Below are 16356 nucleotides of genomic sequence, written 5' to 3' on the forward strand. Positions count from 1 at the left end.
CGTCGTCGCTCGGCGTCACCCGTCGTCGGACCGGCGTACGGCCGGCCCCCCGAACCGGCGCGCCACGGCCTTCCCGGCAGGCGGCGCGAGCAGGGCCAGGGCCGCCAGACCCAGGAAGGCCAGCGCCACCGGGCTGCGCACCAGGACCGCCGGGTCCCCCGCGCCGATGGCCAGGGCCCGGCGGAGCTGGATCTCCGCCATCGGGCCCAGGATCATGCCGATCACCGCGGGCGCGACCGGCAGGCCGAAGCGGCGCATCGCGAAGCCGAGCAGGCCCAGGACGTAGAGCACGACCAGGTCGATCCAGGAGGCGTTCAGCGCGTAGACGCCCAGCGCGGCGAAGAGCACGATCCCGGCGTAGAGGTAGGGCCGGGGGACGTGCAGCACCCGCGCCCAGAGCGGGGCCAGCGGCAGGTTGAGCACCAGCAGCATGGCGTTGCCCAGGAACAGCGAGGCGATCATGCCCCAGACCAGGGCCGGGTTGTGGTCGAAGAGCTGGGGGCCGGGCTGCAGGCCGTACTGCTGGAAGGCGGCCAGCAGGATCGCGGCCGTGGCCGAGGTGGGCAGACCCAGGGTGAGCAGCGGGACCAGGGTGCCCGCGGCCGAGGCGTTGTTGGCCGCCTCGGGGCCCGCGACGCCCTCGATCGCGCCTCTGCCGTACTCCTCGCGGGCGGTCCCGCGCGCCAGGCGCTTCTCGATCGAGTAGGACAGGAAGGTCGGGATCTCCGCGCCGCCGCCGGGCAGCGCGCCGAACGGGAAGCCCAGCGCGGTCCCGCGCAGCCACGGCCGCCAGGACCGGGACCAGTCGGACCGGCCGAGGAACGCCCGGCCGACCGGGATGATCTCGGGCTCACCGTGCCGGAGGCGGGAGGCGACGTAGAGCGCCTCGCCCAGCGCGAACAGGCCGACCGCGACGACCACCACCTCGATGCCGCCGAGCAGCTGGGGGACGCCCAGGGTCAGCCGGGCCTGCCCGGTCTGCTCGTCGATGCCGACCAGGCCGATGGCCAGGCCGAACCCGAGCGAGGCCAGGCCGCGCACCACCGAGCGGGACAGCACCGAGGAGACCGCGGTGAACGCCAGCACGGCCAGCGCGAAGTAGTCCTCCGGCCCGAAGGAGATCGCGAACTCCACGACCAGCGGCGCCGCGACCACCAGCAGGCCGGTGGCGACCGTGCCCGCGACGAACGACCCGATCGCCGCCGTGGCCAGGGCCTGGGCGGCCCGGCCGCGCCTGGCCATCTTGTTGCCCTCCAGCGCGGTGATCATCGAGGAGCTCTCACCGGGCGTGTTGAGCAGGATCGAGGTCGTGGACCCGCCGTACATGCCGCCGTAGTAGATCCCGGCGAACATGATGAACGCACTGGCCGGCGGGACGCTGAAGGTGACCGGGAGCAGCAGGGCGACGGTCATGGCCGGGCCGATGCCGGGCAGCACCCCCACCAGCGTGCCGAGGGTGACCCCGGCCAGCGCGTAGAGCAGGTTGACCGGGGTGAGCGCGGTGGCGAACCCGTCCAGCAGCAGCCGCAGCGACTCCACCTAGATCACCCCCGAGAGCAGCCCGGTCGGCAGCGTCACGCCCAGCCCCTTGACGAAGGCCAGGTACGACAGCGTCGACAGGACGATCGCGACGGCGCCCGCCCGGAGCCGATGGGCGGCCCCGAGCGTCACCGAGAGGCCGAAGAAGAGCAGCGCGCCCGCGATGATCCAGCCGAGCAGGTCGACCAGGCCCGCGAAGGCCAGGAAGATGACGCTGACCAGGGCCACGGTCTTCCAGTCCGCGCCGGCGCCGGCGTCGACGTCCTCGCTCTCCTCCGGGTCGCCGTGACCGCCCCGCAGGACGTCGGCCACGTAGAACGCCCCGATCAGCAGCAGCGCCGAGCCGACGATGACGGGGAAGAAGCGGGGGCCGAGGCCGATCCCGGAGCCCGCGGCGGCGACGTCGGCGGTGCCGGCGATCACGAACACGCCCAGGCCCAGGACGACCAGGGCCAGCGCCAGCTCGGGCCGGCGCCACCCCCGCCCGGCGGGCCCGCCCGCGTCCGGTGCGGGTGCACCCGGCCCGCCCGAAGGCGCGTGCGCTGCGGCGGGCCCGTCCGAGGCGCCCTCCGGCGCCCCCGGATCGCGGCCCGCCTGCGGTTCCTCGTGAGCGGACATCAGGAGACGAGGCCCATTTCCGCGATGATCGCCTTGACCCTGGTCTGCTCGGCCGCCAGGAAGTCGGCGAACGGCTGCCCGGTCTGGAAGACGTCGGTCCAGCCGTTCTTGCTCACCGCGTCCTTCCACGCCTGCGAGGCGTGCATCTTCGTCACCGCCTCGGTCAGCTTCTTCTTCGCCTCCTCGTCCAGCCCGCCGGGCGCGACGAACCCGCGCCAGTTGGCCAGCTCGACGTCCAGGCCGCCCTCCCTCAGCGTGGGCGCGTCCACCGCGGGCAGCCGCGCCGGGGAGGAGACGCCCAGGGCGCGCAGCTTGCCGGACTTCACGTGCTCGGCGAACTCGCCGATGCCGGAGATGCCCATCGCGACCTTGTTGCCGAGCAGCGCGTTGAGCGCCTCGCCGCCGCCGGAGTGCGCGACGTAGTTGACCTGCTCGGGGTCGATCCCGGCGGCCTTGGCCATCAGCCCGGCCACGATGTGGTCGGTGCCGCCGGCCGAGCCGCCCGCGATGGCGATCTTCGCGGGGTCGGCCTTCCAGGCCGCCACCAGGTCGGCCAGGGTCGCGTACGGCGACTCCGCCGGGACCACGACGATCTCGTACTCCTCGGTCAGCTTCGCGATGGGCGTGGTGTCGGCCAGGGTGACCTGCGACCTGTTCTGCTCCACCGCGCCCACCATGACCAGGCCCATGGTCATCAGCAGGTCGCCGTTGCCCTTCTCGCCCGCGAGCTGGGCCAGGCCGATGGTGCCGCCCGCGCCGGGGACGTTGTAGACCTCGACCCTGCGGGACGGGTCGGCGGACGTGAACGCCTGCTCCGCCGTGCGGGCCGTCTGGTCCCAGCCGCCGCCGGGCGAGGCGGGGGCCATGATCTTCAGCGCGCTGGTTCCGGACTCCGCGCCCGAGCCGCATGCGGAGAGGGCGGCGAGGGACAGGGCCGCCAGGGCGGCGAGTCTCCGAAGACCCATGGTCATTCTCCTGACAACGTGAGGAAAAGCGTGGTGAGGATGGTGGGCGCCGCGGGCCGCGGTGTCGATGCTTTGCGTGCTTGCCGTCGTATCGGTCGTATTGGTCACGCGCGGACGTGGCCGCGCCGCGACCCCGCTGTTATCTCCGGCTGCTTTCATGAAGCCCTGACCAGGGGGTTCACTCGTGCGCCGTCTCCTCAACGCCTCCCTCGGCACCCAGCTGCTCCTGCTCCAGATGGTGATCGTCTTTCTCTCCGCGGGCGGTACGGCGAGCGTCTGGGCCGAGCACACCCGCGACCAGCTCGACCGGCAGCACCAGCAGCGGGCCCTGGCCATCGCCGAGGCGGTGGCCGGGCTGCCCGAGGTCCGCGAGGCGTTCGCGCTCCCCCGGCCGGAGTACGTCCTGCAGCCGATCGCGGCCGGGGTGCAGGCCGCCACCGGCGCCGACTACGTGGTGATCGCCAACCGGGACCAGGTCCGCTACGCCCACCCCAACCCGGCGATGATCGGCCGGCGGCTCTCCACCGACGGTTCGGGGGTCCTCACCACGGGCCGTCCCTGGACCGGCACCCAGACCGGCACCCTCGGCCGCTCGGTGCGCGGCAAGGCCCCGGTCCTCGACTCCGCGGGCAACGTCGTCGGCCTGACCTCGGTCGGGGTGCTGGAGGAGACCGTGGCCGGCCAGCTCGACACCGCGCTGCCGCCGCTGCTCTGGACCGTGCTGGCCGTGCTCGTCGCCGGCTCGGCCGGGGCCGCTCTGATCGCCCGGCGGGTCCGCAGGCAGACCTTCGGCCTCGAACCCCGGGAGATCGCCGCCCTGCTCGAACAGCGCGAGGGCGTGCTGCACGGCGTGAAGGAGGGCGTGCTCGCCCTGGATCTGCAGGGCCGGGTGACGCTGGTCAACGACGCCGCCCGGGACCTGCTCGGCCTGTCCCCGCACGACGTCGGGCGGGGGATCGCCGAGATGCCGCTCTCGGACCGGATGCGGGACGTGCTGGCCGGGGAGGACCCGGGCGACGACAGGGTCGTCCTCCACCGCGACCGGGTGCTGGTGCTCAACCGCATGCCGGTGGCCGTCCGCGAGCAGCGCAGCGGCTGGGTGGTCACCCTGCGCGACCGGACCGAGCTGGTACGGCTGGCGCACGCGCTCGACCAGGCCAGCAGCACCACCGACGCGCTGCGCGCCCAGGCCCACGAGTTCGCCAACCGCATGCACACCGTGGTCGGCCTGCTGGAGCTCGGCGAGCACGAGACGGCGATCGGCTACATCACCCGGACCACCGAGGCCTACGGCCGCCACTCGGCGGGGATCCGGGAGAAGGTCGCCGATCCGACGCTGGCCGCGCTGCTGCTGGCCAAGTCCGCGGAGGCGGCCGAACGGGGCGCGTCCCTGGTGCTGGCCGGCGACTCCCGGGTCGAGGAGGGCATGCTCGGCGACCCGCGGGACGCCGTGCTGGTCGTCGGCAACCTGGTGGCCAACGCCCTGGACGCGCTGGCGGAGACGGGAGGCACGGTGGAGGTCTCGGTCCGCACCGAGAAGGACGGCCTGCACGTCCGGGTCGGCGACTCCGGTCCCGGGATCAGCCCCGGACTGGCCGACGAGGTGTTCCGCGAGGGCTTCACCACCAAGGCCGCCCGCTCGGGCCCCCGCGGCCTCGGCCTGGCGCTGACCCGCCAGGCGTGCCTGCGCCGCGGCGGCTGGGTGCGCGTGCACAACGCGGGCGGCGCCGTCTTCACCGCCCTGCTGCCCCGCCGCGAGGAGGAATCGTGATCAAGGTTCTCGTGGTGGACGACGACTTCATGGTGGCCAGGATCCACGGTGGCTACGTGGCGCGGGTGCCGGGCTTCACGGTGGTCGGCGCCGTGCACACCGGGGAAGCCGCGGTGGCCGGGGCGGCGCGGCACCGGCCGGACCTGGTGCTGCTCGACATCTACCTGCCGGACATGTCAGGACTCGACGTGCTCAGGACGCTGCGCGGGGCCCGCAACCCCGCCGACGTGCTGGTCATCACCGCCGCCCGCGACGCGGCCACGGTCCGCGCGGCCATGCACGGCGGGGCGGTGAACTACCTGATCAAGCCGTTCACGGCCGGTGCGCTCACCGAGCGCCTGGAGCAGTACGCCGCCACCCGCAGGCGGCTCGCCGCCATCGGCGCCGAGGCCTGCCAGGAGGAGGTGGACCGGCTGTTCGGCGCCGCGGGCGGCGGCCCGCCGCTGCCCAAGGGGCTCTCCACCACCACCTGCGCGCTGGTCGCCGAGGTGCTCAGGGAGGCGGGCGGCGACCTGTCGGCGGCAGAGGCGGCGGCACTCACCGGGCTGTCCCGGGTCAGCGCCCGGCGCTATCTGGAGTACCTGTGCGCGGCCGGGCAGACGGAGCTCCGCCCCAGGTACGGCACCGCAGGCCGGCCGGAACACCGGTATCGGTGGACAGGCTGATTTGTTACCCCTTTTAGGACACCTGTTCACCGTTGTGGTTTATGGTGGCCGAGGACGGAAGCTGCAACGCAGGAGGAGACGGGGGCCGTGCGGAACGCCGGAAGGTCCATAGACCCGCCGACGGATCCGTTCGCCGCGGTCCCCCTGCCGTCGCGCCCGGTCCGCCCCGGGGCCGCCGCCGGAAGCCGCGGCCCGCAGGACCCGCAGACCCCGCCGGGCAACGGCGGCTCGCGGCTGCCTCCGGGCGTCTCGCCCGACATCTTCGGCTCCTCCGGCGCCCCCGGGTTCGGCAGGCCTCCCGCGGGTCCCGCCCCCGGACCCGGCGGGCCCTCCGCGGGTCCCGTCCCCGGCGGGCCGGTGCTGCCTCCCACGGCGCCGCCGCCCCAGCCCTGGCGGATGCCCGCCCCGCCGCCCGAGCCCTCCTTCGCGCAGCGTCCCCTGCCCGGCGGTCCCGGACAGGCGCCCGGTGACGGCCCGCCGCCCCCGGGTCCCCCGCGGGAGGAGGGGCGCCCCCCTCGCCGCCGGGGCCGTACGGTCCTCGTCGTCGTCGCGGTCCTGCTGGTGCTCGCCGCTCTCGCCTACGCGGTCCCCGCGGTCGCCATGTCCGGCAAGATCCTTCCCGGTTCGCAGGTCCGGGGCGTCGACATCGGCGGGCTGACCGCGACCGAGGCGGCCGACCGGCTCAGGGAGCGTCTCGCCGACCGGGCCGGCAAGGAGATGTCCCTCGAGGCCCTCGGCAAGGAGTACCCGCTGGACCCGGCCAAGGCCGGCCTCGAACTCGACGTCGTCGCCACCATCGGCCAGGCGCGTGGCGGCTTCCCCGCTCCCGCGGACGTCTGGCGCGCGCTCACCGGCACCACCGAGCTGGCCCCCAAGGTCTCGGTCGACCGCGAGCGGCTCCGGGAGAGCGTCGAGGAGCTGGCCGGGAAGATCGACCGGAAGGTGGTCGAGGGGTCGGTCGGCTTCGAGGGCCTCAAGCCCGTGGCGGTGAAGCCCCGGGACGGCCGCGAGCTGGAGCGGGAAGCGGCCGCCGACACCATCGAGAAGGCGTTCCTCAACACGGACGGCCCGGTCGGGCTGCCGGTCACCGTGATCAAGCCGAAGGTCACGGCCGCCGTGGTCGCCAAGACCGCCGCCGCGGCGGAGGAGGCGCTGTCCGGCCCGATCACCCTGACCTACGACGGTAAGCAGGCGCAGATCCCGGTCGAGACCATCGCCGCCCACCTGTCCTTCGAGCCCGACGGCTCCGGCGGCATGCGTCCGGTGTTCGACGCCAGGAGCGCCCTCGCCTCCGTCGAGAAGGACCTCGTCGACCCGGCGCAGGCGCCCCGGGAGCCGACCTTCCAGATCGTCGGGAACAAGCCCAGGCTGGTCCCCGGCCGCAGAGGCAAGGGCGTGGACGACGAGAAGCTCGCCGAGGACGTGGCCGAGCTGATCGCCGGGGGCGGCGACCGCACGATCCCGGTCACCCTCGCGACCGTCAAGCCGCGCACCTCCCTGACCGAGATGCGCAAACTCGGCATCAAGGAGAAGATCAGCGAGTTCACCACGATGTACCCCTGCTGCGTGCCCCGGGCGACCAACATCCAGACGATCGTCAAGCTCCTGGACGGCCACCTGGTCAAGCCCGGCGAGACCTTCTCGCTCAACGGCGTGGTCGGCCAGCGCGACAAGGCCCGCGGCTTCGTCGAGGCGCCCATGATCCAGGGCGGGAGGCTGGTCCCCTCGGTCGGCGGCGGGATCTCCCAGTTCGTGACGACCATGTACAACGCCGTGTTCTTCGGCGGCCTCCAGGACGTCCAGCACATGGCGCACGAGTTCTACATCTCGCGCTACCCCGCGGGCCGCGAGTCCACGGTCTCCTGGCCCCAGCCGGACTTCCGCTGGAAGAACGACTCCGAGTACGGCGTGCTGGTGAAGTCCTCGGCGACGAGCACCTCGGTCACGGTCGCCTTCTGGAGCACCAAGCGCTACGACATCGAGTCCGTCTCCTCCGAGCGCTACAACCCCACCCAGTTCGAGCGCAAGACCGACAGCGGCCCCGGCTGCATCCCGATGACCGGCCAGCCGGGGTTCACGATCGACGTGACCCGGATCTTCAAGCAGGACGGCAGGGAGGTCAAGCGGGAGAAGAAGACGACCGTCTACAAGCCCGAGCTCGACCTCAAGTGCGTCGCCGAGCCCACCGAGGACGAGTAACCGCGACTTTCCGCATCGGGTGTCGCCGTGGCTTCGGTGCGGGTTTGTTCTTGGGGATCGTGCTTCGGTGGGGGCTGCTGTTTTGTTCATGGTCGCGCTCCGCGGGCGGGTACTCCGGCCGGCTCGTCGCAGCGGGTCTCTCGTTCGCGGGGGCGGCGGCCTGCCGGGCGCGCGGGGTTGCGCCTTTGACGCCGGCCGGAGTACCCGCCCGCTCCGCACTCCTCATGCTCGGCCGTACCGGGTGCGGGCCGTATGGATGCGGGCCTTTCCCGGACGACCGGTGTTCCCGCCGTCGCTGAAGCAATCCGCGCGGGTCCGGTACGGGTGATTCGCCGTTGCCTTGCGGCCATGCTGTCGGGAAGGAGCTCACGGCGGACCGCCGCAGGGTGTTGCGATTTCTCCGAGCGTTTCTCTGAGCCCCGAAGTCGATCAGCCAGCTGTAGATGGGGATGCAATAGCCGGTGAACGCAACAGCCGGATGACGAGCGCTAGGCAAGGGACTTGCCGTGATGAGATATAGATCATCGTTTGCAATGATCGGCGCATGAAACGTATGAGCGTCACGCTGGTAGTGGCCGGCCTGCTGAGCGTCATGATTCCCGGCGGCGCCGTGCACGCGGCTCCCGAATCGGAGTCCCTCGACTCCGTCGTTAAAGCGATCAAGAAGCAGTTCGCGAAGAAGAGCAGCGTGCGCTTCTCTGTCAAGCGACGTGGTGGGCCTCCAGCCACCTGGGACATGAAGGCGTCCGGTGCGTACCGCTTCAGGGCTTCAGGCGTGTACGCCGCCGACACCACGGAGATCTACCAGGTGCCAGGAGGGACAGGCCGGTCCCGGGGAATCAGCATCGGTCGGGAGTTCTACTCACAGGCCTACGTGCGTTCCAAGGACGGCAAGTACATCTGGAAGTCGCCGCCGACGGTGGGGGAATGGACCTACGGGCGGAACTTCGCCGGGGTCATCTGGGGAGAGGACCTGATCAACGGGATCAACCCGGGCTTCCTCAAGCTGGGCGCCTCTCACGGTGCGACCAGCGCTGACGGTGGAACATTCGAGGGAGTGAAGACGACCCTCCACAGCGGCACGGTGACGGTTCCCAAGCTGGGTGAACGGCAGGCCGGGATGACCTTCGGGACCGAGGAGGAGCCTTTCACGTGGGGCGGGCCGATCACCTGGAAACTCTGGGTGGGTCCGGACAACCTGCCGAGACGTTTCCACGCCATCATAAGGTTCACCCGGCCGGAGGGCGGTGAGGCCGACACTATGACGATGAACATCATCTATCGAGGATGGGGAACCCCCGTCAAGATCACGGCTCCGCCCAAGCACCTCATCAGCGACGACTGGTGATCGACGACCTGCGGAACAACCTGCTCAACGTCAACACCAAAATTGTGCATGGTTGTCGCGGAAATCAACGGCAGGAGCGACGCAGGCGGCAACGCCGTCTACACGGATTCATGCGGCTTGGGCTGTAACCGTCCGCCTGCCCGCCCATGACCGAAGCGGAGTTGACCCGGCACACCACCGTCTCCACCGAATGGATCATCACCTGCAGGACCGCGGCCGCCCCCGGAGGTTCCCGACCGGTAGCTGGGAGGATCACATCGTGGCGATCCAGGTGGCGGTCTGCGGGCCGCGCGACTGCACGAGCGAAGACGAGTCCAACGCCCGCGAGGTCGGCAGGCTGCTGGCGGAGCGCGGCGCGGTGGTGATCTGCGGCGGGTACACGGGGGTCATGGCCGCGGTGGCGGCCGGTGCCCGGTCGGCGGGCGGAACGGTGGTGGGCATCCTGTCCCGGGCCGACAGGGAGAACGCCAACCCTGACCTGTCCATCGTGATCCCGACCGGCGTCGGGGAAGCTCGGAACAACATCATCGTCAACTCGGGTGACGCCGTGATCGTCATCGGCGGATCGTGGGGAACTCTGTCGGAGCTGGCGCTCGCCATGCGCCGGGGCCGTACCCCCGTGGTCCAGCTCGGCGGCTGGCGACTCCTCGACGAGGAAGGGCACCCACTTGCCGGTGTCAGGCACGCTTCGTCACCGGAGGAGGCACTGACGGCCACCGGGCTCTGGTCCGGTCACTGACCCGCCGGCCATGGATCCCGCGCCTTTTCCCGCTTTCTCGGCCACACCATCGTCCACATGACAGGATCAGTCCTGGTCGGCACACCCTGCGGCGGCCCGCCGTGAGCTCCTTCCCGACAGCATGGCCGCAAGGCAACGGCGAGCCACCCCGCACCAGGCCCGCGCGGGTTGCTTCAGCGACGGCGGGAACACCGGTCGTCCGGGACAGGCCCGCATCCATGCGGCCCGCACCCGGTGCGGCGGCGGGCGAGGAGTGCGGAGCGGGTGGTTGTTCCGGCCGGTGTCAAAGGCGCAACCCCGCGCGCCCGGCAGGCCGCCGCCCTGTGCGACCAGAGGCCCGCTGCGACGAACCGGCCGGAACAACCACCCGCGGAGCGCGACCATGAACCAGACAGAAGCCCTCACCGAAACACGACGACAACCAAGGCCCCACCGGAACACGACGACAACCAAGGCCCCACCGGAACACGGCGAAACCGGGAAGCCACGGCCACTACCATGCACCCGGAGACGCTCGGGAGCGGCCTTGGATAATGCGGGCATGAAGATCTGGGTCCCTTCCGAGGCCGCCGTCGATGTCCTGAGTGATCTGCCCGACGTGGAGTGCGCCGTCTACGACGGCACCGGACCGGTTCCCGAGGGGGTGGAGGAGGTCGAGGTCTGGGTCCCGCCGCTGGTGACGGTGCCCGACATCCCGGGGCTGCTCGGCCGGATGCCCCGGCTGAGGCTGCTGCAGACCGTGACGGCGGGCGTGGAGCCGTACCGGCCGCACCTGCCGGAGGGGGTCGTGCTCTGCAACGCGCGCGGAGTGCACGACGCGGGCACCGCGGAGTGGGCGGTGGGGGCGATGATCGCGATGCTCCGGGAGTTCCCGGGGTTCGTCAGGGCCCAGGAGCGGGCGGAGTGGACCTACCACCACACCGGGGCGCTGGCCGACTCGACCGTGCTGATCGTCGGATACGGCTCGATCGGCGAGGCGCTGGAGCGGCGGCTGGCCGGGTTCGAGGTGGACGTGGTCCGGGTGGCCAGGACCGCGCGGGGGAACGTGCACGGCCAGGACGAACTGCCCGCGCTGCTGCCCCGGGCGGACGTGGTGGTGCTGCTGGTCCCGGCCACGCCCGACACCGCCGGGCTGGCGGGAGCGGACTTCCTGGCCGCGATGAAGGACGGCGCCCTGCTGGTGAACGCCGCGCGGGGAGGGGTGGTGGACACCGGAGCGCTCCTCGCCGAGCTGGAGAAGGGCCGGATCATGGCGGCGCTCGACGTGACCGACCCGGAGCCGCTGCCCCCGGACCACCCGCTCTGGACGGCGCCGGGGGTGTTCGTCACCCCGCACGTGGCGGGCAGCACTCCGGCCTCGGGACGGCGCACGCTGCGGCTGCTCCGCTCGCAGCTCCTGCGCTACCTCGCAGGTGAACCGCTCAAGAACATGATTACAGGCTCATATTGACGGAGAAAGACGACCGGGAAAGGAATCCGGACCGTGGCTGGCCCGTGACCTTACGTACGTATCGTTGTCTCCTGCGACCCTGATCGCTCGCATGGTTATCAGAACGGTGACGACTGCGCTGTTGTCACCCCCCGTGCCGTCCGGAGAGTCCACACTGGCCGTGTGCTCTCCGGGGCGCGAGAACGAGGAGGTGCACCGCGACGGCGTCGCGGGCGCGGCGGAGTGAAGGAACGCCGCGGAGGCGAGACGGACCTAACACTGGATGGGCAAGAGATGATCCGCTGGCGTGACCCACGGGTACCGCTGACCGCCGCCGCCGGGATCGGCGCGGCAGGGCTCGTCGCCGCGCTCGCCGGCGGCGTCCCGGCGGGGGTCGCCGGAGCGGTGGCGGGCGTCGCGGCCGCCGCGGCCGCCGCGCTCTCCCTGTTCGTCGCGGCCTCCCGGGCGACCGGCCGCCGCCGGGCGCCGGCCTGGCGCTGGCTGGCGGCGGGATCGATCACCTGGACGGCCGGGACCGGCGCCCGGCCGATCGCGGACGGCACGCCGTTCGTGGTGAACTTCGCCGACCTGGTGCTGCTCGTCGGCACGGCGATGCTCGCCGTCGGCACCGGCCTGTCCGCCGCCCGGCCCGCCCAGGGGCCTGCGTTCCTGCGCGGTCTCGCCGACGCCTACGTCTGCGCGGCCTCGCTCTTCGCGATCGCCTGGGTCCTCGTGCTGGGCCCCCTCTACGGCGAGGCCGGAGGGGCGGGCGGCTTCGCCGTCACCTTCTCCGCCCCGCTGCTCTGCCTGGTCCTCGCCTGCGCGGTGGCGCCCTCGGTGGTGCCGATCCGGCGCTCGGCGTGGCCGGTGGGCCTGGCGGCGCTCGCCGTGCTCGCCGCCATCACCGTCAGCGAGACGGTCACCGCGGTGGCGAGGCTGGCGGGAGACGCCCCGCCGGCGGCCGGGATCTGGCCGGCCCCGATGGCGTTCCTGCTGCTCGCCGCGGTCCCCTGGACCGGCCGCGCGGCCCGCGAGGCGCAGGCGGCCCGCGAGGCGCAGGCGGCCCGCGAGGCGCAGGCGGCCCGGGAGGGAGATGCGGCTTCCGAGGCGGAGCCGGCGCCCGATGCCCGGGAGGAGCCCGCGGACGGGCCGGTCTTCCCGCTGCTCGCCGCGGTGCCGCCGGTCCTCGTCGCCGCGGCCACCGCCGTGGTGCTCCTGCGGGTGCTCGGCGGCGGCGTGAAGGGTCCCGGCGGGGTCCTGGCCGTCGTCTCGGCCTCGGTCGTGGGGGTCCTGGTGGTGCGGCTGTTCACGGTCCTGACGGAGGCGGGCCGCCTGCGGCGCCTGCTGGACCTCGGCGAGCGGCAGCTCCAGGACCTGGCCGAGAGCACCGGCGACGTGGTCCTGCTCTGCGACCACGACGGCCTGGTGCACCGGATCGGCGAGGGCGTCGAGATCACGTACGGCTACCGCCCCGAGGAACTGGTCGGCGGATCGATCTTCGACTACATCCACCCGGAGGACGTGCCCGGCATCCGGCAGGCGCTGCACGCGATGAGCCCCGACGAGGAGCCGGCCGAGGGCACCGGGGCCTGCATGATCGCCTGCCGGATCCGCGCGGCCGACGGCACCTGGCGGCCGACCGAGTCGGTGGCCACCCGGCACGTGCGCGGGGAGGGACTGCTCCTGGTCACCACGCGCGACGTCAGCGACGAGGAGGCCCTGCGCAACCAGCTCACCCACCTGACCTTCCACGACGGCATCACCGGCCTGCCCAACCGGGCCTACTTCGAGGAGCGCACCAGGGAGGTGCTGGCCAGGCCCGGCGGGAGCCGTACGGCTGTGATCTTCCTCGACCTCGACGGCTTCACCTCGGTCAACGACTCGGTCGGCCACGCCAGCGGCGACTACCTGCTCGGCCAGGCCGCCCGCAGGCTCCGCGCCGCCGTACGGACCGACGACACCCTGGCCCGCTGGGGCGGCGACGAGTTCGCGGTGCTGCTGGAGTCGGGGGCGGACGCGCAGACGGCGGTGGACCTGGCCGAGCTGCTGATCCACACGGTCTCCTCGGAGCCGTTCCGGGTGGCCGACCGGGACATCGCGCTGACCGCGAGCGTCGGGGTGGCCTTCGCCGACGACGAGGTGTCCTCGGCGGACCTGATCCGCAACGCCGACGTGGCGATGGCCCGGGCCAAGGAACTCGGCGGACGCCGGGTCGAGGTGTTCGCCGCCCACATGCACGCCGACGTGGTGCGCCGCCTGGAGCTCGCCGCGGACCTGCAGCGGGCGCTGCTGGAGAACCAGTTCGCGATCGAGTACCAGCCGGTGGTGGACCTGGCCACCTCGCGCGTCACCGCGGTGGAGGCGTTGGTGCGCTGGTGGAAGGGGGGCGTGTTCGTGCCCCCGGAGCAGTTCCTCGGCCCGGCCGAGGACACCGGCCTGATCGTGCCGCTGAGCGAGTGGATCCTGCGGGAGGCCTGCCAGGAGGTGGCGGCGTGGCGGGCGTCGGGGTGGGACATCGGCCTCTCGCTCAACCTCTCGGCCCGGCAGATCACCGCGCCGCGCTTCGTGGAGACCGTCGAGTCGGCGCTGGCCGAGAGCGGCCTGCCGCCCAGCGCGCTGACCCTCGAGGTGATCGAGGAGATGCTGGTCGAGGACGCCGAGGAGGTCGTCACCCGCCTGTCCGAGCTGCGCGGGCTCGGGGTGCGGCTGGCCATCGACGACTTCGGCACCGGCTACGCCTCGCTGGCGTTCCTCCGCCAGCTCCCGGTGGACATGATCAAGATCGATCCGTCGTTCGTCTCCGGCCTGGGCCGCGACGAGACGCTGACGCTGCTGACCCGCACGATCGTTCGGCTCGGTCACGACCTCGGACTGATCGTGGTGGCCGAGGGCATCGAGCGTCCCGAGCAGCTGGACCTGCTGCGGGAGATGGGCTGCACGCGCGGCCAGGGCTACCTGGTGGCGCGGCCGATGGCCCCCCGCGGTGTCGACTCCCTGATGCCCGCCACGGCCGCCGGCCTGCGGGAAAGCGTCTGACGTCTCGGACATTGAGACATGTGTCCCATGAATTTGACGCAGGAGCACTTCATCGGCCATCGTGGAGCCATGCATCACCGTGGGATTCGCGTAGTACTTCGCCGGCGCGCAGGCCGCTAGCGAAGCACTCCGACCTGCGCGCCGCCCCAGCCCCGCCATGATCAGGTGGGATGGGGCGTTTTTTATGCCAGCACGTCCCATGCCAGCGAGCAGCTCAGCCACACAAGGAACGAGCCGATGACCGAACAGATGACAGGAGCCCAGGCCCTGGTGCGGGCCCTGGAGCACGTCGGGGTTGACACCGTGTTCGGGATTCCGGGCGGCGCGATTCTCCCCGCCTACGATCCCCTCTACGACTCGACCAAGGTCCGGCACGTGCTCGTACGGCACGAGCAGGGCGCCGGCCACGCGGCCCAGGGATACGCGCAGGCCACCGGCAGGGTCGGGGTGTGCATGGCCACCAGCGGCCCGGGCGCGACCAACCTGGTCACCCCGATCGCCGACGCCTACATGGACTCGGTCCCGCTGGTCGCGATCACCGGCCAGGTGGCGAGCGCCGCGATCGGCACCGACGCCTTCCAGGAAGCCGACATCTCCGGCATCACCATGCCGATCACGAAGCACAACTTCCTGGTCACCAACCCGGCCGACATCCCCAGGACGATCGTCGAGGCCTTCCACATCGCCTCCACCGGGCGCCCCGGGCCGGTCCTGGTCGACATCGCCAAGGACGCGCTGCAGGCCACCACGACCTTCCAGTGGCCGGTGACCATGCAGCTGCCCGGCTACCGCCCGGTGACCCGGCCGCACTCCAAGCAGATCCGCGAGGCGGCCAAGCTGATCGCCGAGGCGAAGCGGCCGGTGCTGTACGTCGGCGGCGGCGTGCACCGCGCGGGCGCCTCGGCGCTGCTGCTGGAGTTCGCCGAGCTGACCGGCATCCCGGTCGTCACCACGCTGATGGCCCGGGGCACGTTCCCCGACAGCCACCCGCAGCACATGGGCATGCCCGGCATGCACGGCTCGGTCTCGGCGGTCGGCGCGCTGCAGAAGTCCGACCTGATCATCGGCCTCGGCGTGCGCTTCGACGACCGCGTCACCGGTGACCTGTCCAGCTTCGCGCCGTACGCCAAGGTCGTCCACGCCGACATCGACCCGGCGGAGATCTCCAAGAACCGGCACGCCGACGTCCCGATCGTGGGCGACTGCAAGGAGGTCCTGGCCGACCTGATCGCGGCGGTGCGCGCCGAGGACCGCAAGGGCGACTACGCCGACTGGTGGACGCTGCTCAACGGCTACCGGGCGACCTACCCGCTGGGCTACGAGCAGTTCGAGGACGGCTCCCTGGCCCCGCAGTACGTCATGGAGCGGCTGGGCGCGATCGTCGGCCCCGACGCGCTCTACACCGCGGGCGTCGGCCAGCACCAGATGTGGGCGGCCCAGTTCATCGGCTACGAGAAGCCCGGCACGTTCATCAACTCCGGCGGCGCCGGCACGATGGGCTTCGCGGTCCCGGCCGCGATGGGCGCCAAGATGGGCCGGCCCGAGAGCACGGTCTGGGCCATCGACGGCGACGGCTGCTTCCAGATGACCAACCAGGAACTGGCCACCTGCGCCATCGAGGGCGTGCCGATCAAGGTCGCGGTCATCAACAACGGCAACCTCGGCATGGTCCGCCAGTGGCAGACGCTCTTCTACAACGAGCGCTACTCCAACACCGACCTGCAGACGGTCCGCCGGATTCCCGACTTCGTGAAGCTCGCCGAGGCGTACGGTTGTGTGGGCCTGAGATGCGAGCGGCCGGAGGACGTGGACGCGACCATCAAGAAGGCGATGGAGATCAACGACGTTCCGGTCGTGATCGACTTCGTCGTGCACCAGGACGCGATGGTCTGGCCGATGGTCGCGGCCGGCACCAGCAACGACGACATCAAGTTCGCGCGCGACATGGCGCCGGTCTGGGACAACGAGGAGTAGGCGTGAGCGAGCGGACCAGTAGACACAGCGGGCTCGCCGATGCGCCGACGAGCCGCCAGGCGAGGAGGAACGC

The 16356-nt window shown here is 72.0% G+C and carries 11 protein-coding genes; 8 read left to right on the forward strand and 3 right to left on the reverse strand.

Features of this window, described 5'->3' with window-relative positions; all coding sequences use genetic code 11:
• Positions 1-15 precede the first annotated feature (15 nt).
• From FHS22_RS11425 to FHS22_RS11435, 3 genes are read right to left on the reverse strand one after another with little or no spacing between them, the layout of a single operon-like run.
• Entirely contained in the window at positions 16-1539 is a 1524-nt protein-coding gene (locus FHS22_RS11425) for a tripartite tricarboxylate transporter permease (RefSeq protein ID WP_184940908.1), read from the reverse strand.
• The gene (locus FHS22_RS11430) at positions 1540-2157 is read right to left on the reverse strand and encodes a tripartite tricarboxylate transporter TctB family protein (protein WP_184940909.1); all 618 of its coding nucleotides are present in this window, start codon (positions 2155-2157) and stop codon (positions 1540-1542) included.
• Positions 2157-3122 carry a tripartite tricarboxylate transporter substrate binding protein gene (locus FHS22_RS11435; protein ID WP_184940911.1) on the reverse strand — a complete coding sequence of 322 codons (966 nt, stop codon included), beginning with the start codon at positions 3120-3122 and terminating at the stop codon, positions 2157-2159. The genes FHS22_RS11430 and FHS22_RS11435 overlap by 1 nt, the downstream gene beginning before the upstream one ends.
• 184 nt (positions 3123-3306) lie before the next feature.
• Here FHS22_RS11435 and FHS22_RS11440 point away from each other — a divergent pair, with 184 nt between their 5' ends.
• The 8 genes from FHS22_RS11440 to FHS22_RS11475 all read left to right on the forward strand — a co-directional run bounded on the left by FHS22_RS11440 (position 3307) and on the right by FHS22_RS11475 (position 16283).
• A complete protein-coding gene (locus FHS22_RS11440; RefSeq protein WP_338047711.1) occupies positions 3307-4893 on the forward strand; it encodes an ATP-binding protein in 1587 nt (528 codons plus the stop codon).
• On the forward strand, positions 4890-5558 hold the full coding sequence (locus tag FHS22_RS11445) for a response regulator (RefSeq protein WP_184940913.1): 669 nt from the start codon (positions 4890-4892) through the stop codon (positions 5556-5558). The genes FHS22_RS11440 and FHS22_RS11445 overlap by 4 nt, the downstream gene beginning before the upstream one ends.
• A gap of 87 nt (positions 5559-5645) precedes the next feature.
• Positions 5646-7757, forward strand: a complete 2112-nt coding sequence (locus tag FHS22_RS11450) for a VanW family protein (RefSeq protein WP_184940914.1) — start codon at positions 5646-5648, stop codon at positions 7755-7757.
• A gap of 553 nt (positions 7758-8310) precedes the next feature.
• Positions 8311-9105: a hypothetical protein gene (locus tag FHS22_RS11455; protein ID WP_184940916.1), complete on the forward strand. Its 795-nt coding sequence runs from the start codon at positions 8311-8313 to the stop codon at positions 9103-9105.
• Positions 9106-9364: 259 nt separating this feature from the next.
• Entirely contained in the window at positions 9365-9844 is a 480-nt protein-coding gene (locus FHS22_RS11460; RefSeq protein WP_338047712.1) for a TIGR00725 family protein, read from the forward strand.
• Positions 9845-10385: 541 nt separating this feature from the next.
• On the forward strand, positions 10386-11294 hold the full coding sequence (locus tag FHS22_RS11465; protein ID WP_184940920.1) for a 2-hydroxyacid dehydrogenase: 909 nt from the start codon (positions 10386-10388) through the stop codon (positions 11292-11294).
• 273 nt (positions 11295-11567) lie between these two features.
• The gene (locus FHS22_RS11470) at positions 11568-14309 is read left to right on the forward strand and encodes a putative bifunctional diguanylate cyclase/phosphodiesterase (RefSeq protein ID WP_184940922.1); all 2742 of its coding nucleotides are present in this window, start codon (positions 11568-11570) and stop codon (positions 14307-14309) included.
• A gap of 165 nt (positions 14310-14474) precedes the next feature.
• On the forward strand, positions 14475-16283 hold the full coding sequence (locus FHS22_RS11475) for an acetolactate synthase large subunit (protein ID WP_338047713.1): 1809 nt from the start codon (positions 14475-14477) through the stop codon (positions 16281-16283).
• Positions 16284-16356: the final 73 nt, after the last annotated feature.

Source organism: Thiemannella venezuelensis (assembly GCF_014203605.1).
Taxonomy (GTDB): Bacteria; Actinomycetota; Actinomycetes; order Streptosporangiales; family Streptosporangiaceae; genus Planomonospora_A; species Planomonospora_A venezuelensis.